Origin of the sequence: Nocardia rosealba, assembly GCF_020216065.1 — a bacterium.
In the GTDB taxonomy this organism is placed as follows: domain Bacteria; phylum Actinomycetota; class Actinomycetes; order Mycobacteriales; family Mycobacteriaceae; genus Nocardia; species Nocardia rosealba.
Window position 1 is genome coordinate 722,249 of sequence record NZ_JAIWNA010000001.1, and the last position, 21,962, is coordinate 744,210.

Below are 21,962 nucleotides of genomic sequence, written 5' to 3' on the forward strand. Positions count from 1 at the left end.
CAACAGCCGTTTCGGTGGTGGGTCCAGGGATCGGCGCAACCGCTGTCCGTCGGTCGCGCCGAGCTTCGGCGGCAGCCGAGTAGGCCGCGCGGCAGCCGAGCGGCAGAATGATCGCGTCAGAATCATCGACCTGCCGGGGGGCATTCACAATGGAACGGACATTCCAGGTAGATCTGCGTGGCATCGTCGATCTGCTCAGCCATCACCTTTATTCGAGTCCTCAGGTGTTCCTACGGGAGGTGCTGCAGAACGGTGTCGATGCGATCGCGGCTCGGCAGGGGCTCCACCCGCAGTGGTCGGGCGGGATCGATATCGAGACGATCGAGCACACCGGCGACGGCACCTTGCGGATCCACGACAACGGCATCGGCCTGACCGAAGACGAGGTGCACACCTTCCTCGCCACCATCGGCAACAGCTCCAAGCGCGACGAGCTCGGGTTCACTCGTCAGGAGTTCCTCGGCCAGTTCGGTATCGGACTGCTGTCGTGCTTCCTGGTCTCCGATCACGTGCGGGTGCTGACCAGGTCGGCACGCGGTGGACCGACGCTCGAATGGCTCGGCCGGTCCTCGGGCCAGTACTCAGTCACCCGCGCGGCGGTCGAACGCCCGGAACCCGGTACCACCGTGGTGCTTTCACCGCGGCCCGACCACAGCCGGTGGTTCGAGTACGCGACGGTGCTGGAGCTCGCGCGGAAATTCGGTGGGCTGCTGCCTGTTCCGGTGTCGGTCGCCGATACGCCGGTGACGGTGGGGACGCTCCCGTGGCAGGTGCCGTACCGGACGGCCGCTGAGCGAACGGCGGCGCTGTACGCCTACGCCGAACAGACCTTCGGCTTCCGGCCGCTGGACTGCCTCGACCTCTCGGTGGCCGAGGCCGGGCTGACCGGCGTCGCGTTCATCCTGCCGGTGCCCGCCAACCCCGCTGTGCGCGGCGGACATCGGGTATACCTGCGCCGGATGCTGCTGGGCGACGAGGTGACCGACCTGCTGCCGGAGTGGGCCTTCTTCGCACGCTGCGTGGTCGACACCACCGAACTCCGCCCGACCGCGAGCCGTGAATCCCTGTACTCCGACGATCTGCTCGTCGCCACCCGCCGCGCGCTCGGCAGCCGTATCCGCGATTGGCTCGTCACGATGTCGGTGACCGATCCGTCGACGCTGCACGCGTTCCTCGCTGTCCACCATCTCGGTGTGAAAGCGCTTGCCCTCCATGATGACGCGATGCTGCGGCTGGTCTTCGACTGGTGGCCGATGGAAACCGGCTGGGGGCCGATGACACTCGCGGAGTTCTGTCGCCGCAGCCCCATCGTCCGCTACACCACCACCGCCGACGAGTTCCGCGAGTTGGCCGCTGTCGCCGCCGCCCAGGGCATCGGCCTGATCAACGGCGGCTACACCTACGACGTGGCGATCATGAACCGCCTGACCACCCTCGACCCCGCCCTCGTCGTCCGCGGACTCGATCCCACCGAACTCGCCACCCGATTCGACGCGGCACCCGAGGACGATCCGCGCGTGGCGTACATCCTCGGCCACGCGCGGCAAACCCTGGCATCGCTGGACTGCGTTCCGGTCGCCAAATCCTTCGATCCGGCGCAGCTACCCGCGCTGTTCCTCGCCGACCGGGATGTCTACCGGTCGCGAGAGCGCAGCGAGACCAAGGCGCGCACCGATGGCCTGTGGGCCGACGTGCTGGCGGCCGTCGAACCGGCCGACCAGCCCGAGGGCACACACCAACTGGTTCTGAACCTGCGCAATCCGATCGTGGTCACCATGCTCGACCTGACGGACCCGCACCTGATCGGCCTGGCGATCGAGTCGTTGTTCGCACAGGCCTTGCTGCAGGGTAGACATCCGCTCGGTGCCACCGAGAGCGCGCTGATGAACCGCTCGTTCAGCGGCCTGCTGCAGTGGGCGATGCGCGGTCAGGACGCGATCCGATGAGCTACAGCGAAGCCGAGCTCCAAACCCGCTATCGCACACTGGATTCCGGTTGGCACGAAGCAGCCTTGGATGAATTGGCGGAGATCATCGCGCACGCCGAAGCGGGTGGTTACCACCGGCTGGCCTTCCGCGCACGACGTGATCTGGCGGATCGGCACTGCGTCTCGGGCCAGTGGGAGAAGGGCTTTCCGCTGTTCGCGCGGTGTCTGGCCGAGTTCGACAGCCGCCCGGAGGATTTCGGTCCGCACGAGGAGTACTCACTGCGCTCGTGGTATGTGCGCACGGTGACGACCATGGCGGAGTATCCCGAGATCAGCGTCGAACAGATCACCGGCCTGCACGCCGATATTCGCCGCCGGTTCGCCGCGCACCGGCACAGCCTCGCCGGATTGCACACGGCCGAGCGCTGGTTGGCGTATGTGCGCGGCGATTGGGCTGCGGAGGAGGTCGCCTATCGGCAATGGCACCTGGCCGGTGGGCCGCGACCGAACTATATGTGGGACTTCGAGAACGAGATCGAGCGCCTGGTTCATCGCGGGGATCGTGCCTCCGTCGATCGCGCCCTCGCACTCGCCGAGCCGGTGCTCGACGGCCGGTTGACCTTCGCCGAGTCGACCGCGCCGATCGAAGCACACATGCTGCCGTTCTGGGCGACCAGACTTCCCCCGGAGCGGGTGGCAGAGGTATTCCAGCGGATGGATCGCGGGTTCGACGACGGTGGCCCGTGGCGTTACGAGTATCCGAGCAAGGTCATCGAATTCCTGGCGCTGACGGGGAACGAAGCCGAAGCATTCGAGCGATACCGGCGACGCATGTGCCACTTCACGACGTTGAGCCGCCCGTACGGCCGCATGGAATTCGCTACGAGCTGCGCTGTCGCCCTCGGACGTCTGGTCCGGCTCGGCCGCGGTCCCGAGGCGGTGCCGTGCCGTGGTTGCTCGGGCAAGCATCCGACGAAGACGCTGTCCGAACGGCACAACGAGTTGCGGGCAGAGGCCCTGGCGCTGGCCGCGACGTTCGACGCGCGCAACGGCACGACCTGGCAGACCGAGCAGGTCACACGCAGATTGTCCGCCGATCCGTTGCTCGAGTTCCTGCCGTTGCGGCCCGGCGCACGACCGGTCCTGCACCGTGTCTCACCGATCGGGTGCACACCCGACGTCGCGGTACACGCCGCGCGCTGGCTGCTCGACCGAGGACTCGGCATCGCGGCGGGTCAGTATCTCGGATTGGTCGGGGAGCCGACAGACCCGGCTGTTGCCGCGGGAGTACTCGAACTGAAGGCTCGCCGCGCCGATGATGACACCACGCTCCCCCGGCTGCGCGAAGCAGCAGCGGCTTTCGCGGCAGCGGGCGAACCCGTGCGCGGGGACCTGTGCCTGGTTGCGGCGGCGGGTTGGTTGCGGTTCGAGAAGCGTTGGGCCGAGGCATTGGAGGAGCTGTCGGCACCGTTGGAAAGGCTTCGCGCCGAAGCGGACCCGGAATCGGTCGGCCACGCGGAGGTGACGTTGGCCGCTCTCCAGTATGCCCTCGAGCGCGATGGCAACGGTTATCCGCTGATCGAGGAAGTCGTTCGCCGCGCGGAGATGATCGGCGACCCACGACTGCTCGGGGAGGCTCGCTATCAATACGGGTGGATGCGGCAAGGGCGCGGTGATGACGTGAAGCTGATCGCCGTCGACTACACCGCCGCGGTCTGCGCGCTGGCCGCAGGCGGTGCTGATTTCCGGGCCAGGCAGGTGCTGAATCAGCTGGGCACACTCTTCGGGAAAACCAAGGACTGGCCCGCCTTGCTCGACAGTCTCGACCGATGCCAGAGCGCGTTGCCGCCGCACACGGGACGCCTGGTGATCGCGGCATTGCGGTGGCTGCGCGGTGAGACGTTGCATAGTGCTGGGCGCAACGAGGAGGCCCTCGTCGAATTGTCCTTTGCCGCACACGAATATGACGCGATCGATATTCTCAACACCTCGAAACGGGCCCACTGGGTGAAGCTTGCCGAAGTGTGCGCCGCGCTGAGCGACTGGGAACAAGCCCTTCGGCACAGCGAATACGCCTGTGCGTGGGCGGATCGTGCCCGCCGAAACGGTGCGCTAGGTGATGCCGTCACGATGGTCACCGGCCGTAGCGTCCTGGCTGATTCGTTGCGCGAACTCGGCCGCCTCGATCGCGCCGTCAGCGAATATCACACCCTCGTCGACGAGGCGCTGGCTGCCGATCGACACCACACCGCCCTGTACGCGCACAGCCAGGCGGGCGACCTCCTCCTGCGGCTCAACCGTCCGGCCGCGGCGGCCACCGACTTCCATGTGGCGGCTGACCTGAGTGCGCAGGCGCCCCAGACACCGCGCGTGCTGCGAACCCTTCGGATGAAGGAGGTGATAGCCCACGTGCGCGCTGGTGCGGTGGACGCGGCGGAGACGGCGCTGGAGCAGGCGCGGGCGATCGAGGCGACCGCCTCCGACCATGCCGCACGTCTGGATCTCGCTATCGCGCACGTGTTGTTCGCGCGTGGGAAAACCGCTGCGGCGCTGGAACATACGGTGCGTGCGCAGGACACGCTGCAGGCCACCGGCTACTACTCCACAGCGGGTATGGCGGCCCTGTTCCTGGCTCAGCAACATCTGGCTGCCGCACGACCGGATCTCGCGGTGACGGTGTTGCGGTCGTCGATCCCCCGTTATCCGAAGGATGAGCCCGTCGTCGACGAGTTGTCCGCATTGCTCGGCAGCCTCGAAGCTCAGCACCACCCGCTACCGAGCCGGCGGTGACCGCCACTACGCCGTAACCGGTGTAGCACGGAGGGCTACGCTTGACGTAGGGGCTGGAGAGCATGCTCGAGGTTGTCCCGCTCTGAGGTGCTGAGCCGCAGTAGGAACTTGTCAATACCGCTGCGGTACAACAACTGAATCGGACTGCGGAGTGATGTGTCGCCGGGTGGGGACCGTCAAGGTGGTCACGTGCGTATCGCCGACATCTCCCCGAGTCCCGCCGATGTGGAGCGAACGGCGGGTGGGGTGAAAATTTGGGGTGCGATCGGTGCCTATGTTGTGACAACCCTTGCCGCTTCGGTGTTTTTCCTTGCGGTGCAGCCTTTTTCGGGGATAGATCCGGCCGTGCTGTCACTGGTTCAATTCGCCCCGGCGGTCGGTGCCCTCACCACATGGCTGGTGTTCCGCAAGACCGTCGCCGCGGTGCTCCCCGCTGCGGTTTCCGGTCGGCGGGCGGCCAGGAATGTCGCGGCAATCGTCGCGGTGTGTGTCGGGTACTGGTTGCTGCTCATGGGGGTGGCGGTTGCGTCGGGGACGGCCACCGTGGGGCCTGCCGCGATCGGGAGTGTGCCCTTCGTCGTGTTTCTCGTGGTGCAACTGGTCGGGGCCGGTGGGGAGGAGATCGGGTGGCGGGGGTTGATGCAGCCGATGCTCGAAGCGCGGATGGCCAGGTTCGGGGCCGTGGCGGTGACCGGGGCGGTGTGGGCGCTGTGGCATGTCCAGGCCTTCACGGCCGGGCCGGTGGTCGCGATGTGCTTCTTCGTGGCGACGACGGCGTTCGCGATGGTGCTCGGCTATCTGGGCACGGGGAGTTTCGGTCAGCGTGTGATCGTCGCCTCGATCGGGCACTGGTTGATCAATATCGCGGGATATCTGCTGGCCGGAGACGCCACGACGGACCGGCCGCAGATCGTTTTCGTCGCGGTGGCCGCCGTGCTGGTCGCCGTGGCCACGATGACGGTTCGCGCGGTGGGAACCCGCCGCTGATGGTTGTCGGCACTGTCTCGGCACGTGTGGCACGCTGGCAGCGTGAACCGGTTGGGTAGCGCGACTTCGCCGTATCTGCGTCAGCACGCCGACAACCCGGTGCATTGGCGGGAGTGGGATGCCGATGCACTGGCCGAGGCGGCCGAGCGGGATGTGCCGATCCTGCTCTCGGTCGGGTACGCGTCGTGTCACTGGTGCCATGTGATGGCGCACGAGTCGTTCGAGGACGTAGCGACGGCCGAGCAGATGAACGCCGACTTCGTGTGCGTGAAGGTCGACCGGGAGGAACGCCCCGACCTGGACGCGGTGTACATGACCGCGACCGTCGCCATGACCGGACAGGGCGGGTGGCCGATGACCTGCTTCCTCACCCCCGACGGTGCGCCGTTCTACTGCGGCACCTACTACCCCAAGCAACCGCGCGGCGGGATGCCCTCGTTCACCCAGCTGCTCACGGCCATCACCGAGACGTGGCGCAACCGCCGCGACGAGGTGGACAAGGCCGCCGACCAGGTCACCGAGGCCCTGCGCGCGCAGGCGACCGGCCTGCCCGACGGTGAGATCGCCCTCACCGCAGAACTTCTCGACAAAGCGGTCCTCGCCGTCGCCGCCGACGAGGACCGGGTACACGGCGGATTCGGTGGGGCACCGAAGTTTCCGCCGTCGGCGATGCTCGAGGGCCTGCTGCGGCATTGGGAACGCACCGGCGACCAGGCCGTGTTCGACCTGGTAGAGCGCGCGGCCGAGGCGATGGCGCGCGGCGGCATCTACGACCAGTTGCGTGGCGGGTTCGCCAGATACGCGGTCGACGCGAATTGGCTTGTGCCGCACTTCGAGAAGATGCTCTACGACAACGCCCTGTTGTTGCGCGCCTACGCTCATCTGGCCAGACGAGCACCGGCGACCCCATTGGAATCGTTGCCGCACAGGGTTTCCCGCGAGACGGTCGAATTCCTGCTCGCGGATCTCGGTACCGCCGAAGGCGGTTTCGCCTCCGCCCTCGACGCCGACACCCACCTCGAGCCGGGCGGTCCGGGTGTGGAGGGCGCCACCTATGTGTGGACGCCCGCCGAGCTGGTCGGCGAACTCGGCCCGCTCGACGGCATGTGGGCCGCCGACGCATTCGGTGTCACCACGGCGGGCAACTTCGAACAGGGCACCTCCGTGCTCACCCGCCACAGCGACCCGGTCGACGCCGAACAGTCGGCCCGGTTCGATCGGTTGCGCGCCGAGCTGTTCCGGATTCGCACCGAGCGCCCGCAACCGGCGCGCGACGACAAAGTGGTCACCGCCTGGAACGGGATGGCCATCACCGCGCTCGCGGAAGCCGGTGCGGCGCTGGAGGAACCGTCCTGGGTGGCTGCTGCCGTGCGGTGCGCGCGTTTCCTGCTCGACGTGCACCTCGTCGACGGACGCCTGCGCCGCGCCTCCCTCGACGGTGTCGCGGGCGCCCCACCCGCCGTGCTCGAGGACTACGCCTGGCTCACCACCGGCCTGCTCGCCCTGTACCAGGCCACCGGCGAACCCGATTGGCTCGCCGCCGCCCAGGTGATCCTCGACGCGGCGATCGAGCATTTCGCCGACCCCGACCGTCCCGGCAGCTGGTTCGACACCGCCGACGACGCCGAAACCCTGGTGACCCGCCCCCGAGACCCCATCGACGGCGCCACCCCCTCGGGCACCTCCGCCCTCGCCGAGGCCCTGCTCACCGCCTCGGCCGTCGCCGACCCCGACCGCGCCGTCCGCTACCGCGAGCTGGCCGATCACACCCTCGCCCGCGGCGCACTCCTGCTCGACCGCGCACCGCGCACCGCGGGCCATTGGCTCGCCGTCGCCGAAGCCGCCGTCCGCGGCCCGTTCCAGGTGGCCATCGCCGCAACCGAAAAGACCTCGGCCACCATGGAACTCCTCGCAGCCGCCCGCACGGCCGCACCGGGCGGCTCGATCGTGCTCGCCGCGCCCCCGGACGCCGCCCCACTGCTCACCGACCGCCCCCTCGTCGACGGCCACCCCGCCGCCTACGTCTGCCGAGGTTCGATCTGCGACCTCCCCGTCACCGACCCCGCGGACCTGACTCTGGCTCTGCGCACCTGACAGAGGGTCTCGGTCGGGGCGGCCTGGTCTTGTCGGCAATTAGGCGCAACCTACGCCCTTGTGGGGCAAGCGGATTCGATTCGGCCGCTCGGCAGGTGCCGCCGATCAGCGGTTCGGTGGGATATCGGTCCAGGTCCGGGTGCGCCCGGGGATGCCGCGCAGGCGAATGTCCTTGTGCCGCTTCCATTTAGCGCGTTCAGCGGGTGCGGACGCCTGCACGACGTCATCGCTGACCAGCACCCGCCGCGTCACTTCTTTGGCGACGGTGGTGAGCCGAGCCGCTTCGTTGACGGCGTCGCCGATGACGGTGAACTCGAGGCGGGTATCGGAGCCGACGTCGCCCGCGAACACCTTGCCCCTTGCCACGCCGATACCGATGTCGAGTTCCCCGGTGGCCACCACTTCGTCGCGGATGCGGCGTGCGGCGCGCAGAGCCGGGGTGGCGTTGTCGCGCAGTGCCGAGGGCGCACCGAAGATGCACAGGGCGGCGTCGCCCTGGAATTTGTTGACCAGCCCGCCGTTGTCCTCGGTGGCCGCGACGACGGTGGCCAGCAGCCGATTGAGCTTGTGTACGAATTCCACCGGCTCCATCTCGGCCGACAGCCGCACCGAACCGGTGACGTCGATGAACAGTGCCGACACCGTGCGCACGTCACCGGTGAGGTCGGCGCTGCCTGCCAGCGCGCGCTCGGCGACCGTCGAGCCGACGTGTTTGCCGAACATGTCCTCCATGTGCGCCTGTTCGCGCAGGGTGGTAGCCAGTTCGTTGACGGAGTGTTCGAGCCGCCCGATCTCACTCGCGCTGCCGACGGGCACCCGCACGTCGAGTTCCCCGCGGGTGATCCGGTCCAGCGCCCGGTACATGGCCCGCATCGGGGTCGCGACCGAGCGCGCGAGCAGCGCGGTGGCCAGCATCCCGACGCCGAGGGCGACGATCGAGAACATCCAGGCCGCGCGCACCCGGTCGCTCGCGGGCGTGGTGCGGTCGCTGAGCACCACGATGACGATGAGCCCCGGGAGCGCACCCGACACCGCCCAGGTGACGAGCACGCGCACCAGCACCGTGGCACTCGGATGCACGGTCGGCCCGAGGACGGCGGCGACGATGGGTACGGTCGGGCGGATCAGCCGGTCCAGGATCAGATAGATCACACCGGCCGATTCGAGGGCGCCGAGAATGAACCCCGCCCCGATCACGATGGTGTTGTGGTAGTCGGTGAACCGGTCGACCAGCCACACGGTGAGGATGATGCCGGGCAGCCAGATCAGCACGGCGCGCACGGTGATCGCGGCGGGCAGCTGGATCAGCTGGCGAGCTTCGTCCGGTGTCGGTTTGCGTCCCTCGTCCAGCCAGCGCAGGTGTTTTCGGCGGTCGTAGATCGCGAGGCCGATGCCGAGGGCGAATCCGAAGGCCGGGTAGATGGCGATGAGCCAGGCCGCGTCGTGCCAGTCGTCGCCCACCCGGCTGAACACGCCACCGGCCCAGGAGATGAGGAAGATGGCGCCGACGCCGACGAAGTTCGCGGTGATGACCACGAGGGCGAGCCCCCAGTGCGACCGCAGTAGCCAGCGGACCAGCCGGTTCACCGCGCACACCCGTCTACCGCACCCCGTGACGGGGCCGGGGCGGGGCGAGCCGCGCGAATGATCGACACAACTGTCCAGCATAGAAGGCGCGGCCGAGGACGCCGCGCACGCACGCCGCTCAGCCGAGCACGACGAGCCAGATCGCGATGTAGTGGCACAGCGCCGCGACGACGGTCGCGGCGTGGAAGAACTCGTGGTGCCCGAAGTCCGGCCACGGGTTGGGCCACTTCGTCGCGTACAGCACGGCCCCCACGCTGTAGATCACCCCGCCGATGGCGAGCAGCACCAGCGGCAGCACCCCCACGTTGTGCAGGAGGGTCGGTGCGACCGGGACCACGGCCCATCCGAGCAGCAGATACAACGGCACGCCGACCCACCTGGGCGCGGTAGGCCACAGCACCTTGAGGGCGACTCCCGCGAGTGCCCCGACCCAGACCACGATCAGCAAGGTGCGCCCGGTGCTGTCGGGAAGGCCGAGCACCGCGAACGGGGTGTAACTGCCCGCGATGAACACGAAGATCATCGAGTGGTCCAGCCGCTTCATCCGCACCCGGGTCCGCACGCTCGCCCAGGTCACCCGGTGGTACACCGCGCTCACGCCGAACAGCCCGCACACCGCGACCCCGTAGACCACGGTCGCCCACCCGGCCGTGGCCGAGCGCGCGAACCCGGCCACCGCGAGCGCCGCCACCGCGACCACGGCCACACCGAACGCCCACGTATGAATCCACCCGCGAAACCGCGGCTTCACCAGCGCGACAGGCACACCCGAATCGCTACCGATCGCCTCCACGACCACCTCCAGTCAAACCTACGGAACCGTAAGTTACGCCCCCAACGGTACGTGAGACCCCCGCCGACTACCGTCGAAGGTGCCGACAACCACACAAACGGAATCCACCCACGGCCCCGCCGGAGAGGCTGTCGGCCTGCAGTCCTCGAAGGGGTGCGGTCAGGCGAAGTGGACCTCGGGAATGGTGGCCATCAGTGCGGCCCACTCCGGGTACATGGCGGCCTTGCGCTCGTGCATGGCCATGATCTCGGCGCCGAGTTCGGGGTTCATGTCGTCGGACAGGTCGGGGCCGATGACGAGTTCGGCGAAGTGTGGCGCGATGAGCGGATCGCCGGCCAGGTGGATCGGATCGTGCATGTAGCGCTCCAAGGCGTCGAGGTCCTCGATGCCGACGCAATAGCCATGGGTGAGGCCTTCGGCGGGATTGCCGAGGTTCTGGCCGACGGTCGCGAAGCTCACCGAATCGATGGCAGCGGTGCGGCGCATGGTGGCGAGCACTTCGGCGCGTTGCTCCTCGGTGGTCTCGTCGCGGAACCGGAATCTGAGCACGTGGACAAGCATGAAATCTCCTCGAATTGAACTGGCGAGTTCAATTTAGAGTACTAACTGGTAAGGCCGCAAGACTGAACCGCCGAGCCAACCAGTGGCGGTAGGCTTGCCGAGTGGCAGCACCGGCGCGGGGTCGTATCGACAAGCGACAGCAGATTCTGGCGGCCGCGTTCGCGGTCTTCGCGCGGCGCGGATACGCGCAGACCTGCGTACAGGAGATCGCCGACGAGGCCGGTGTCGCGAAACCGACCGTGTACAACCACCTCACCGACAAGGGCACCCTGTTCCGGGAAGCCTTGTTGACGGCGGCCGAGGTGGTGAGCGCGGAAACCCTTGCGGCCGTGGACACCCTGCGCGACGTCGGTGACGATCCGCGGCCAGCGTTCCTCGACTCGGCGTACCGGTTGCTGCAGGTGTGCGCCGGTGAGCGCGGCCGATCCCTGCACCGACTGGCCTACGCCCAAGCCGAGGACTTCGCCGACCTGGCCCTGCAGGTGCAGCAGCGCACCTCGGTCCGGCTGCGCGAAGCACTGGCCGACCGACTGGCCCGGCTGGCGCTGGCAGGTCGATTGCGTGCCTGCGACCCGGACACAGCCGCCGAGCAGTACCTGGCCCTGCTCACCGGCCCCCTCGAGGCACGCTCACACCTGGGCGCCCGCAAGATCCCGGCCACCGAACTACGCGCCGTAGCCGAAGCCGCGACCGACACCTTCCTCCGCGCCTACCTCACCCCCGGCTCCGAGAAAGCCACCCCCTGATCTCGCAAGAACATGGGTAACTCCCCAGCCATCCCAAAACCCGAGCACCTCCACAACCGCCGGCCCGGCACGCCCCTCACCCCGTACCCACGACCGGCAAAAGTCACGGGGAGGCGGCCCAGGCGTAGGGTGCGGGCGTGGAGTTTTTCGGTCGGGTGCGAGGGTTGCCGTACCGCGTCTATGAAGCCAGGCTGTCCAAGCAGCTGGCCGACAAGCAGCACCCCCGCCACGTGGCGGTGATGTGCGACGGGAATCGACGCTGGGCGCGTGAGAACGGGTTCACCGATGTCAGCCACGGTCATCGGGTCGGTGCGCTGAAGATCGCCGAGCTGGTCGGCTGGTGTGCCGCCGAGGGCATCGAGATGGTGACCGTCTACCTGCTGTCGACGGAGAACCTGCGCCGCGATCCCGAGGAGCTCGAGACGCTGTTCGAGGTGATCACCGATGTGGTCGAGGAGTTGTCGGCGCCGGAGCAGAACTGGAGTGTGCGGATCGTCGGTTCGCTCGCCGGTTTCCCCGAGTTGATCGCCAAGCGGCTGCGGGTGGCGGCCGAGCGCACGAGCGGGCGCGACGGTGTGCACGTGAATGTGGCTGTGGGGTACGGGGGTCGGCAGGAGATCACCGACGCGGTGCGCTCGCTGGTGCGTCAGGAGATCGCGGCGGGGGAGTCGGGTGAGGATCTGGTGCAGTCGATCACGGTCGACGCGATCGGCCAGCATCTGTACACCTCGGGCCAGCCGGATCCGGATCTGGTGATCAGAACCTCTGGGGAGCAGCGGCTTTCGGGTTTCCTGTTGTGGCAGAGCGCGTATTCGGAGATCTGGTTCACCGAGGCGTACTGGCCGGAGTTCCGGCGGGTCGATTTTCTTCGCGCGCTGCGGGATTACGCGGCGCGGCACCGTCGCTTCGGGGTGTGATGTCGTAGTCCTCGCGTACTGTCGCGTTCGTGGAACCTGATGAGGCGTCTTACATCAGCTATGAGGAGTTCGGCAGGCGTTTTCTCGAGTACGCCGTGTCCGAGCAGCGCATCGCGGACGCGTTCGGTGAGCTCACCGGTGCCGCTTTCGATTTCGGCCCGATCGGGGTGGGGCCGGGCCGGTTGGCGAAGGTCACCGCGCAGGTCGAGCTCGGACAGCCGCGCATTCTGCGTTTCGTCGACGCCTTCATCTCCTTCGAACTGACGATCCCGTTGCATGTGGATCTGGTGGTCGATCTCGCGGTCGACAGGTCGCGGTTCCGGGTGGACGGCACCGTGCACCTGCATCTGACGGCACGCACGGCCGACCCGCTGCGGGTGGTCATCGACGTCGCCGAGCCACGTCCGGGTGATGTGCGGGTGAACGTGGCCAGTTCCACCAAGCGCGGGCAACTGCTGCGGGTGCTCGCCAGTGTCGATCACGAGATCCGCCGGTTCGTGGCCCGGTACATGTCCGAGGAGATCCGCAAGCCCGAGATCGCCGCGGTGCGCAACATCGATGTGGCGACCAGGTTGGACGCGGCCTGGAAGTTGTGACGAGTCGCCCCGGTTCCGGTGGTGCGCGGGCTAGGCTGCTGCCCGGAACGGACCCGTCGACACAGGTAGGGGACAGCGGTGGGAGTTGCGCGTGCTGCAGGTGCGTGGATCGCGGCGCTCGGTGCGGTCGGTCTGGTAGCCGGGTGCGGGGTCGAGGGCACGCCCGCACCGGTCATCACCCCGAACCAGCAGCCGGATCGTTCCGGGGTGTTCGCGTATCGAACCGAAGGTGAGCTGGTTGTCGTTCGCGGCGCCGAAACACTGCGTGCGTCGGGCAATTTCGGCTATTCGGCGGCGCCGGTGAATTTCACCCGCGACGGTGCGTTCGCGTTCGCGGTGGAGACGGCGTCCAAGACGCTCGTCGCGCTGAGCGTGGACAACGGTTCCGTGACGCGCACCGAATGCGACTGCACCGACGCGGTCGCCCTGCGTGACGCGGTGGTCGGCTGGTGGCGTGAGCCCGGCCAGATCATGAGTCAGGACCTGGCGGGCACCACCCCCGCCGAGCCCGAACGCGACATCGTGCTCCCGGATTCGCCGAGTCCGCTCTCGGGTGGCAACTGGGACGGCGCCCGCCTGGTGGCGGCCACCGACGAGTACGTGCTGCTGGCACGGTCGGAGTCGCGCGGGCTGTGGTGGGAGAAGAACCACCTCTACGCGATCGGTTCGGATGCCATCCTGCCGCTGGGCCGGGTGCCCGGCATCGACTCCGAGCTCTCGGCCGCCGCCGGGCCCGACGGGCACACGTTCGTGCTCGCGGGCGCCACCGCGCGCAGTTCCTCCTGCGGCATCGGTTTCGTCGCGACCATCGACGTGCGAAGCAACGCCGTCTCGGACCTGCCCTCGGTCCCCGGCGAGTGCTCGACGGTCTACAACCCGCGCTGGGGCGGCGACAACGTCATCAGCGTCGCGGTGCGCAAGTGGGCCGATGTGGCCGGGGCGACCAGCACGGTCGACCGATTGCGTTCGGCCGCCCAGGGCTGGGCGCCGGTCGCCGAGCAACCGGTGATCGACATGCTCGCCCGCTCCGAGCAGACCGTCATCCAGGTGGTCGGCGGTGAGCCGCTCGCGGCGCGGGACACCCCGCACGGCGTGCTCGTCGTCGAAAAGGGCGGTGCGCGTTCGGAACTGGCGACCGAAGTGGTGTCGCTGGGGTCGCCGATCTAGAGCTTGCGCAGGCGCAGCCGGTTGATGGTGTGGTCGGAGTCCTTGCGCAGCACCAGGGTCGCGCGCGGGCGGGTCGGCAGGATGTTGTCGACGAGGTTGGGCCGGTTGGTGGAGTTCCAGATGTCGCGCGCGGCCGCGGTGGCCTGCTCGTCGCCCAAGCCCGCGTAGTGGTGGAAGTGGGCGTTGGGGTCGGCGAAGCCGGTCTTGCGCAGAGCGAGAAAGCGCTGCACGTACCAGTTCTCGATGTCCTCGATGCGCGCGTCGACGTAGATGGAGAAGTCGAACAGGTCCGACACCATCAGGCGCGGACCTGTCTGCAGCACGTTGAGGCCCTCGACGATGAGGATGTCGGGCTGGCGCACACAGTGCTTCTCGTCGGGCACGATGTCGTAGGAGATGTGCGAATACACCGGCGCGCACACCTCTTCGGCGCCCGATTTCACCTCGGTGACGAAGCGCAGCAGTTTGCGCCGGTCGTAGCTCTCCGGGAAACCCTTGCGGTGCATGATGCCGCGGCGAGTGAGTTCGGCTGTGGGATAGAGGAATCCGTCGGTGGTCACCAGGTCGACGCGCGGGTGGTGATCCCAGCGCGACAGCAGTGCCTGCAGCACGCGCGCGGTGGTCGACTTACCGACCGCCACGCTGCCGGCGACCCCGATCACGAACGGCACCTGCTTGTCGGGGTGCTTCTCGCCGAGGAATGTCGCGGTGGCGGCGAACAGCCGCTGACGTGCGGCGACCTGCAAATGGATCAGGCGGGCGAGCGGCAGGTACACCTCGGCGACTTCCTCGAGGTCGATCTGCTCGCCGAGGCCGCGTAGTCCGGTCAATTCCTCCTCGGTCAAGACCAGGGGAGTCGACTTGCGCAGGGTGCGCCACTGCTTCCGGTCGAACTCCACGTACGGGCTCGGCTCGCTCATCCGTGCCACTTACCCGACGCTCCGTTCGGGCAAACACGCACAGCTGGGCTGCCCGTTCGGTGAGATCCGGGATAACTCTGACCGCATGCGGCGATTGTGCTCCGTGTCGGTCGTCCGTGCGCAACGGGGGGTTTGGCTACCCGTCGGTAACTAGTAACAACCACGAGGTAGGGCCCGCTTTTCGAATTCACCACGTAAGGTCGGGCGCATGGGGTCTCATCCGTTCGTCACCGAATACCTGCGGCTCGGACTGGCTTTCGATCGGCTCGAATCCGGCTTCGTCGACGCCTACACCGGCGATCCGGCGCTGCGCCGTGAGATCGACAACGCCGCCGCGCCCGCACCCGCCGACCTGGTCCGGCGCGCGATCGACCTGCGCGCCGCCCTGCCCGATGCCGGGCTCTCGCCCCAGCGCACCGAGTTCCTCGACGCCCACCTGGTGGCGATGGAATGTTCGGCGCGCAAGTTCGCGGGCGAGGAGATCGGTTTCGTCGACGAGGTCCGCGCGTACTTCGACGTCGACATCACCCCTGGCGACCCCGACGACTACCGCGAGGCGCACCGGCTGATGGACGAGGTGCTCGGCGGCGACGGACCGCTGGCCGAACGGGTCGCCTCCCACCGGCGCGGCGACGAGATCCCGCCCGAACGGCTGCCCGAATGCGTGGAAGCGTTCTCCAGCGCCCTGCGCGAACGGGTCCGCGCGCGGTACCCGCTGCCCGACCACGAACACGTCACCTACGAGGTGGTCGGCGACAAACCGTGGTCCGGTTTCAACTACTACCTCGGCAACTACCGCTCGACGGTGGCCATCAACTCCGACCTCAAACAGCACATGGCGCACCTGCCCGCCCTCATCGCCCACGAGTCCTACCCCGGGCATCACACCGAGCACTGCCGCAAGGAGGCCGGGCTGGTCGCGGCGGGCGAGGACGAGCAGACGCTGTTCCTGGTCAACACACCGCAGTGCCTGATGGCCGAGGGCTTGGCCGACCTCGCCCTGCAGTCGATCGTCGGGCCCGGCTGGGGTGTGTGGGCGCAGGAGATCTACGCCGACCTGGGGCTGCGTTTCGACGGCGAACGCGCCGAACGGTTCTCGGCCGCGTCGGCGAAACTGCTCAGCGTGCGCCAGGACGCGGCGCTGCTGCTGCACGACAAGCACCGCAGTCACGACGAGGTGGCGCAGTTCCTGCAGCGCTGGAGTCTTGCGACGCCGGAGCGGGCCCGTCAATCGCTGCGGTTCCTGTCCTCGCCGCTGTGGCGTGCCTACATCAGCACCTATGTGGAGGGCTACCGCCTGCTGGGCGGCTGGCTCGACGGCGCGGCCGACGCCCAGGACCGCGTCGAACGGTTCGGGCGCTTGCTGGACGAACCACTCACACCGGGGGCGATCCGGCGCCTACTGGATGACGGCGCAACCGCCGGGATTCATCAGTGAGCAGATGAGGTAGCCCAGGTGCACCAGGAGGGCCTCGGCCGGGTTCGACGGCGCGACGGCCGGGGTGACGGGCAGAGTGTTCATGGCTGGCCTCTCTAGGTGTAGATCACGCAGTTCGTGCCGCCGGTCAGGGTGCAGACCAGCTGGTGGACCGCGAGCAGCAGTGCCTCGATCGGGCCTACAGGTGCGAAGTTCATACCTGTGTCATCGGTCACCCGAACCGCGTGCGTTACGGGCGAAAAGCCTGTTCGACGGCTATCGAACCTGGTCAGGACGGTGTGAGCCGCGTCTCCCGGGTGGCGGGCGCGGCGCCGTTGCGCTATCCCCGTGCCGGGACGTCCATACCCGGCCCATAGACTGAGGGTCGTGACGCAGACGACCGCTTCGGTGAATACCCAGTCTCTCGGTGAGCTCGATCCCGAGTTGGCCGCCGCGATGGCGGGCGAGCTCGCCCGCGAACGCGACACCCTCGAGATGATCGCCTCGGAGAACTTCGTGCCGCGCGCGGTCCTGCAGGCGCAGGGTTCCGTGCTCACCAACAAGTACGCCGAGGGCTACCCGGGCCGCCGCTACTACGGTGGCTGCGAGGCCGTCGACGTGGTGGAGACCCTGGCCCGCGACCGTGCCAAGGAACTGTTCGGCGCCGAGTTCGCCAATGTGCAGCCGCATTCCGGCGCGCAGGCCAACGCCGCGGTGCTGATGGCGCTGATGAACCCGGGCGAGACCCTGCTCGGCCTGGACCTCGCGCACGGCGGTCACCTCACCCACGGCATGCGCCTGAACTTCTCGGGCAAGCTCTACGACGTCCACTCCTACGGTGTGTCGAAGGAAGACCACCGCATCGACATGGACGAGGTCCGCGACATCGCCAAGGCCGCCAAGCCGAAGGTGATCGTCGCCGGCTGGTCGGCCTACCCGCGTCACCAGGACTTCGCGAAGTTCCGCGAGATCGCCGACGAGGTCGGCGCCTACCTGTGGGTCGACATGGCGCACTTCGCCGGTCTGGTCGCCGCCGGTCTGCACCCCTCGCCGGTGCCGTACGCCGACGTGGTGTCCTCCACCGTGCACAAGACCCTGGGCGGCCCCCGCTCCGGTCTGATCCTGGCCAAGCAGGAATTCGCCAAGAAGCTGAACTCGGCGGTGTTCCCCGGTCAGCAGGGCGGCCCGCTCATGCACGTGATCGCCGCCAAGGCCGCCGCGTTCAAGATCGCCGCCACCGAGGAGTTCAAGGACCGCCAGGTGCGCACCCTGTCGGGTTCGCGCATCCTGGCCGAGCGTCTGACCGGCGCCGATGTCAAGGACAAGGGCATCTCGGTCCTCACCGGCGGCACCGACGTGCACCTGGTCCTGGTCGACCTGCGCAACTCCGAACTCGACGGCCAGCAGGCCGAGGACCTCCTGCACGAGGTCGGCATCACCGTCAACCGCAACGCGGTCCCCTTCGACCCGCGCCCCCCGATGGTCACCTCCGGCCTGCGCATCGGCACCGCCGCCCTGGCCACCCGCGGCTTCGGCGACACCGAGTTCACCGAGGTAGCCGACATCATCGCGGCCGCCCTCGCCGGCACCTCCGACACCGAGACCCTGCGTGGTCGCGTCTCGAAGCTCGCCCAGAGCGTCCCGCTCTACCAGGGCCTGGAAGACTGGCGCCTCCTCGGCTGATCCTCCGACCAGCCGAAACGCCCTCGCAGACCCCCGGTCTGCGAGGGCGTTCGTCTTTCACGACGAAACGATATGGCTGGCATGGAACCGATGCGACCGGGTGTGCGTCCAATCTGAGTGAGAGGCAACTGGAGACGCCATTGGCAGCGGAGTTTCGAAGGCGTGGAATGCGATCTTCTAACTATCGTAAAGAACCGGATCCATGGGTTTTGTCGGCTGCGCAAGCTCGTCGATCGATCGTGTCGATCATGGGGATGGTCGTTCTCGTGGTGGGTCCCGCAGTGCTCGGTGTGGTGATGTGGCGTAGCGGTGATCCGACAGCGGTGTCCGTGGCGAAATATGTGGTGATTTTCGCCGCTGCCATGTTCTGTCTGCTGATTATGGCATCAGCTCCTTACCTGTCCATTGTGTTCCGGAACAAGCCACAACTGCGGCAGAGTGGTGGCGTGGTGGTAACTGTGCTGCCCGGGTCGAAAATATACTTCTGGGCGTTCCAGGCGACTTGGCTGTGCTTTGCGCTGCTCTTCCTTCCTGCTGCTTATCAGGTGGCGGATGCCGGATTCGGGCAATACTGGCATCTGGTCGTAATTTTCGGCGGAATCGGCGCGTTTGCCACGATCCCTGTCGTGTTGTCCCTCATCGGGGCGATGCGACCTGATGATGTATTGCTGACCCCCGAGGTGATTATTCACGAGGGTTGGAATTCCCGGACACAGTTGCTTTGGGACGACGTCAACAGAGTTCGTACATCTTTTGAGCGGTTGCCTATCATAGATATCGCCGGGATGGTCGGCGCGCGATGGCTGCACAGGTACAGAATTCCCTATTCGACCATTATGGGGCGGTCGAATCCGGCTTGGAACCTGGATCGACCTCCGCACACAGGTTGGATTGTTCTCGAGTGTCCCCGGTTTGCGTTGGAGAAGTCCTCGCTCTATAGATACTTGCAGTTCTATGCCGAGAACCCGGAGTCACGAACCGAGCTCGGTACACCCACCTCGCTGGCTCGTTGGGCGACGCTTGCGGACGACGTATCTGCCTGACTGTCGTCATCACCGCGACCGTGACCAGCGACCGGCCGTGGATCTCAACGGCTGCCAGACGGGCAAGGTCTTGATCATGGCCTAGCGCCGGGCTACCTGCCGGGTGCGCTGATCGGACAACCGGTCGTCGGTTCTGTTGTCACCACTCACAGAAAAAGTTCCGAACGGTACACATTGGGGTGGGGATGGGGCATCGTCGAGTCGTATGGACTGTCGAGCTGAGTTGGCGCGCGAGGTAGGTGGGGTGGTGCCTGCCTTCGAGTTGCTCACGGAGGCCGAGGCCAGGGAGTTGTTGCGGCTGTTTCGGGGGGCTCGGGAGAACGAGCATCGGGCGTTGCATCGGGCTATCGATGCCGCGTTGTCGGCGATGCCCGCGCCGTTGCGTGGGGCTTCGCGGCGGATCATTTTCGGTGAGCGATGATCGAGACCGAGCTCGAAGCGCAGACCCAGTTGGTGGTGCTGGCACGCACTTTGGGGGTATCGCCGCAGCATCTGGCGCCGTTGACGCGGCTCGGTGCGGCGCACCTGTCGGCGATCCAGCAGCAGATGCTGTACGCGTTGCACGCCGAGCACGCGGACACCTTCCGCCGGGTCACCCCGGTGGTGCCGATTTTCCCGGTCGGTCTCGGGGTGGCGCTGTTCGAGCGGGTGGTGCCGCCGGTGCTCGCGGCCAGGTTTCTCGGTGCGGTCGGCATCCACTATCCGGAGAAATGCGCGCAGGCACTGTGCATGGTCGACGCCGTCTACGCGGCCGACGGTGCGCCGTATCTGGATCCGAACGTCTTCGAGCAGTTGATGCGGTACGGCAGGCCGGAGCCGATCACCCTGATCATCAACGAATTGCTGCGCCGCCGTGACTATGTGACCGCCGCCCGGTTCCTGTCCGTGGTGAACGAACCGTTGATCGCGGCGCTGGAGGAGACCGTCCTCGACGACGCGGGCCTGGTCTACACCGCCGCCTACGCCTATCCCGCGCACACGCTCAGCCGGATCGTGCGGCAACTGCTCGCCGGGCCACGCGGCCGGGTGCCCGGCATGCTCCAGACGGTGCTGGCCGGCCCACCCCCGCTGCACCATGCGATGCTCGCGCTGTTCTGCAAGGTCGAGCCCGAGGTCGCGGCGAAGTTGGGTGACATCTTCTTCGGGCGCGGCGCGGCGCACGAGATCGGCCGATTCCTGCTGACCGCGGTCGACCGCAGCGCCTCGATCGCGTTGCTCACCCTGATCGGCCGCCTCAATCCCGTTGCGCTGTGGGCATTGTCGACCAACCCGCAACTGGCCGACCCCGGCGTGCTGACCCGCTTGGTGCGCGCACTCGACGGCCGCACCGAAGCCGACCCGTGGCGCGGGCTGTTCGCGCTGTCGGCCCGGCTCAGCGAACCGGCCCGCCGCCGGATCGCCGCCACGCTGGCCGAACTCAGCCCCGCCTCCATCGCGGCGCTGCCCGCCCACGCCACCGACGCCACCTACTGGCCCGCCCTGCTGCAACTGCTCGCCGAGTCCGAGCCCGCGGCTCAGGCGCGGGTGGCCGGTATCTGGTCTCGCCTGCCACCGGAATGGCAGGCGGGCATCGACCGTCACATCCGCACCAACCGCTACGACACCCGCCTCGGCACCATCACGAACGCCTTGACCGAGTCGAGCGCCGAAGAGGTCTTCTTCCGTCGTCGTCAGCAGATCCGGCAGCGCGGCGAAGGCGAGTTCGCCGCCTGGTGACGGCTCACTTCACCAGCGGAAGCAGGGCGCGACCGACTGCCTCGACCATGCCGGGCTCATGGCCGTTGGCGACCATGTTCACGATGACTCCGTCGATGCCCTGATCGAGCACCCGGTCCTTGATCTGCTCGGCGACATCGTCCGGTGTGCCGACGAACTGGCGGTCGACGACGCCCTCGCGGCGCTCCGCCTCGCTCATCGAGGCGACGTCGATCCCGACGCGCGACATCATGTCGGCCTGGATCTTGCGGGCCCGGTCGCCGTCCTCGTCGGCGATGACGAACGCGAGGAAACTGGTGTCGAGAGTGGCGGGGTCGCGATCGACCTCCGCGCATCGCTGTCGCAACGCGGCCACCTTGCGCGGCAGCTCCGAGGCGTTGCAGATGATGTTGAGGTGGTCGCCGAAGCGCGCGGCCATGCCGAAGGTCTTCTTCTCACCGCCGCCGCCGAGCAGGATCGGCAGGTCGTCGCGCAGGCGTGGCTCGTTGATCGCGTTCTCGGTGCGGTACCACTTGCCGTCGAAGGTGGGTCGCTGCCCGCGCAGCATCGGCGTGATGATCTGCAACGCCTCCTCGAGGCGTTCGAAACGTTCGGTGAACGTGCCGAATTCGAAGCCGTACTGCTGGTGTTCGAGCTCGAACCAGCCCGCCCCGATGCCGAGCACCGCGCGGCCACCGCTGACCACGTCGAGGGTGGTCACCGTCTTGGCGAGCAACGCCGGGTTGCGGTAGGTGTTGCCGGTTACCAAGGCGGACAATTGGATTCGGTCGGTCGCCGTGGCCAGCGCCGAGAGCGCGGAATACGCCTCGAGCATCGGCGCGTCGGGCGGGCCGATCAACGGCAGCTGATAGAAGTGGTCCATCACGAAGGCGGCGTCGAAGCCGGCCGCTTCCGCTTCCCTCGCCTGCGCGACGACCGTCGGGAACAACTCGCGGATCGAGGCGGTGTTGCTGAAATTGGGCATCTGGTAACCGAGACGAATGCTCATGCGCCCGACCCTATGGCTTGGAGTGCACTC

General features: G+C 67.6%; 19 protein-coding genes. 13 read left to right on the forward strand and 6 right to left on the reverse strand.

Going from position 1 to position 21,962, the window contains the following annotated elements:
- The first annotated feature begins 149 nt into the window (after positions 1-149).
- From LDL21_RS03225 to LDL21_RS03240, 4 genes are all read left to right on the forward strand, one after another.
- Positions 150-1,946, forward strand: coding sequence for an HSP90 family protein (locus LDL21_RS03225; protein WP_225278733.1), 1,797 nt, complete (start codon positions 150-152; stop codon positions 1,944-1,946).
- Positions 1,943-4,717 carry a tetratricopeptide repeat protein gene (locus LDL21_RS03230; RefSeq protein ID WP_225278734.1) on the forward strand — a complete coding sequence of 925 codons (2,775 nt, stop codon included), beginning with the start codon at positions 1,943-1,945 and terminating at the stop codon, positions 4,715-4,717. Before LDL21_RS03225 ends, LDL21_RS03230 begins: the two co-directional genes overlap by 4 nt.
- Positions 4,718-5,062: 345 nt before the next feature.
- Positions 5,063-5,704 (forward strand): CPBP family intramembrane glutamic endopeptidase, encoded by a 642-nt coding sequence (locus LDL21_RS03235; RefSeq protein WP_225278735.1) that lies wholly within the window; start codon positions 5,063-5,065, stop codon positions 5,702-5,704.
- 42 nt (positions 5,705-5,746) lie between these two features.
- The gene (locus LDL21_RS03240) at positions 5,747-7,798 is read left to right on the forward strand and encodes a thioredoxin domain-containing protein (protein WP_225278736.1); all 2,052 of its coding nucleotides are present in this window, start codon (positions 5,747-5,749) and stop codon (positions 7,796-7,798) included.
- Positions 7,799-7,903: 105 nt separating this feature from the next.
- Here LDL21_RS03240 and LDL21_RS03245 read toward each other — a convergent pair whose 3' ends face one another.
- From LDL21_RS03245 to LDL21_RS03255, 3 genes are all read right to left on the reverse strand, one after another.
- Positions 7,904-9,385 carry an adenylate/guanylate cyclase domain-containing protein gene (locus LDL21_RS03245; protein ID WP_225278737.1) on the reverse strand — a complete coding sequence of 494 codons (1,482 nt, stop codon included), beginning with the start codon at positions 9,383-9,385 and terminating at the stop codon, positions 7,904-7,906.
- A 118-nt stretch (positions 9,386-9,503) separates the two neighbouring features.
- A complete protein-coding gene (gene trhA / locus LDL21_RS03250; protein WP_225278738.1) occupies positions 9,504-10,178 on the reverse strand; it encodes a PAQR family membrane homeostasis protein TrhA in 675 nt (224 codons plus the stop codon).
- A gap of 159 nt (positions 10,179-10,337) precedes the next feature.
- Complete coding sequence (locus LDL21_RS03255) at positions 10,338-10,739, reverse strand: Dabb family protein (protein ID WP_225278739.1); 402 nt, start codon at positions 10,737-10,739, stop codon at positions 10,338-10,340.
- Positions 10,740-10,840: 101 nt separating this feature from the next.
- Between LDL21_RS03255 and LDL21_RS03260 the strand changes: the two genes are divergently transcribed.
- From LDL21_RS03260 to LDL21_RS03275, 4 genes are all read left to right on the forward strand, one after another.
- Entirely contained in the window at positions 10,841-11,485 is a 645-nt protein-coding gene (locus LDL21_RS03260; RefSeq protein ID WP_225278740.1) for a TetR/AcrR family transcriptional regulator, read from the forward strand.
- Positions 11,486-11,622: 137 nt separating this feature from the next.
- Positions 11,623-12,402 (forward strand): isoprenyl transferase, encoded by a 780-nt coding sequence (locus LDL21_RS03265; protein ID WP_067485647.1) that lies wholly within the window; start codon positions 11,623-11,625, stop codon positions 12,400-12,402.
- A gap of 29 nt (positions 12,403-12,431) precedes the next feature.
- Positions 12,432-12,998 carry a hypothetical protein gene (locus tag LDL21_RS03270; protein WP_225278741.1) on the forward strand — a complete coding sequence of 189 codons (567 nt, stop codon included), beginning with the start codon at positions 12,432-12,434 and terminating at the stop codon, positions 12,996-12,998.
- Positions 12,999-13,076: 78 nt separating this feature from the next.
- The gene (locus LDL21_RS03275) at positions 13,077-14,165 is read left to right on the forward strand and encodes a hypothetical protein (RefSeq protein WP_181696600.1); all 1,089 of its coding nucleotides are present in this window, start codon (positions 13,077-13,079) and stop codon (positions 14,163-14,165) included.
- Here LDL21_RS03275 and coaA read toward each other — a convergent pair.
- Positions 14,162-15,094 carry a type I pantothenate kinase gene (gene coaA, locus LDL21_RS03280; protein WP_181696599.1) on the reverse strand — a complete coding sequence of 311 codons (933 nt, stop codon included), beginning with the start codon at positions 15,092-15,094 and terminating at the stop codon, positions 14,162-14,164. The two genes, LDL21_RS03275 and coaA, sit on opposite strands and share 4 nt — an antisense overlap.
- A 199-nt stretch (positions 15,095-15,293) precedes the next feature.
- Between coaA and LDL21_RS03285 the strand changes: the two genes are divergently transcribed.
- Positions 15,294-16,523, forward strand: coding sequence for a DUF885 domain-containing protein (locus tag LDL21_RS03285; protein ID WP_225278742.1), 1,230 nt, complete (start codon positions 15,294-15,296; stop codon positions 16,521-16,523).
- On the opposite strand, the gene LDL21_RS29715 is transcribed toward LDL21_RS03285, so the two are convergent.
- Complete coding sequence (locus tag LDL21_RS29715; protein WP_255674273.1) at positions 16,485-16,607, reverse strand: hypothetical protein; 123 nt, start codon at positions 16,605-16,607, stop codon at positions 16,485-16,487. The genes LDL21_RS03285 and LDL21_RS29715 overlap by 39 nt on opposite strands.
- A 282-nt stretch (positions 16,608-16,889) precedes the next feature.
- On the opposite strand from LDL21_RS29715, the gene glyA reads away from it, so the two are divergent.
- The 4 genes from glyA (at position 16,890) to LDL21_RS03305 (ending at position 20,944) form a co-directional block, all read left to right on the forward strand.
- The gene (glyA, locus tag LDL21_RS03290; protein WP_225278743.1) at positions 16,890-18,185 is read left to right on the forward strand and encodes a serine hydroxymethyltransferase; all 1,296 of its coding nucleotides are present in this window, start codon (positions 16,890-16,892) and stop codon (positions 18,183-18,185) included.
- Between the two features lie 167 nt (positions 18,186-18,352).
- Complete coding sequence (locus LDL21_RS03295) at positions 18,353-19,228, forward strand: hypothetical protein (RefSeq protein WP_225278744.1); 876 nt, start codon at positions 18,353-18,355, stop codon at positions 19,226-19,228.
- A 205-nt stretch (positions 19,229-19,433) separates the two neighbouring features.
- Positions 19,434-19,649 (forward strand): hypothetical protein, encoded by a 216-nt coding sequence (locus LDL21_RS03300; protein WP_225278745.1) that lies wholly within the window; start codon positions 19,434-19,436, stop codon positions 19,647-19,649.
- Positions 19,646-20,944: a hypothetical protein gene (locus tag LDL21_RS03305; RefSeq protein ID WP_181696595.1), complete on the forward strand. Its 1,299-nt coding sequence runs from the start codon at positions 19,646-19,648 to the stop codon at positions 20,942-20,944. Before LDL21_RS03300 ends, LDL21_RS03305 begins: the two co-directional genes overlap by 4 nt.
- A 4-nt stretch (positions 20,945-20,948) precedes the next feature.
- On the opposite strand, the gene LDL21_RS03310 is transcribed toward LDL21_RS03305, so the two are convergent.
- Positions 20,949-21,932 (reverse strand): LLM class F420-dependent oxidoreductase, encoded by a 984-nt coding sequence (locus LDL21_RS03310; RefSeq protein ID WP_225278746.1) that lies wholly within the window; start codon positions 21,930-21,932, stop codon positions 20,949-20,951.
- Between the last annotated feature and the right edge of the window lie 30 nt (positions 21,933-21,962).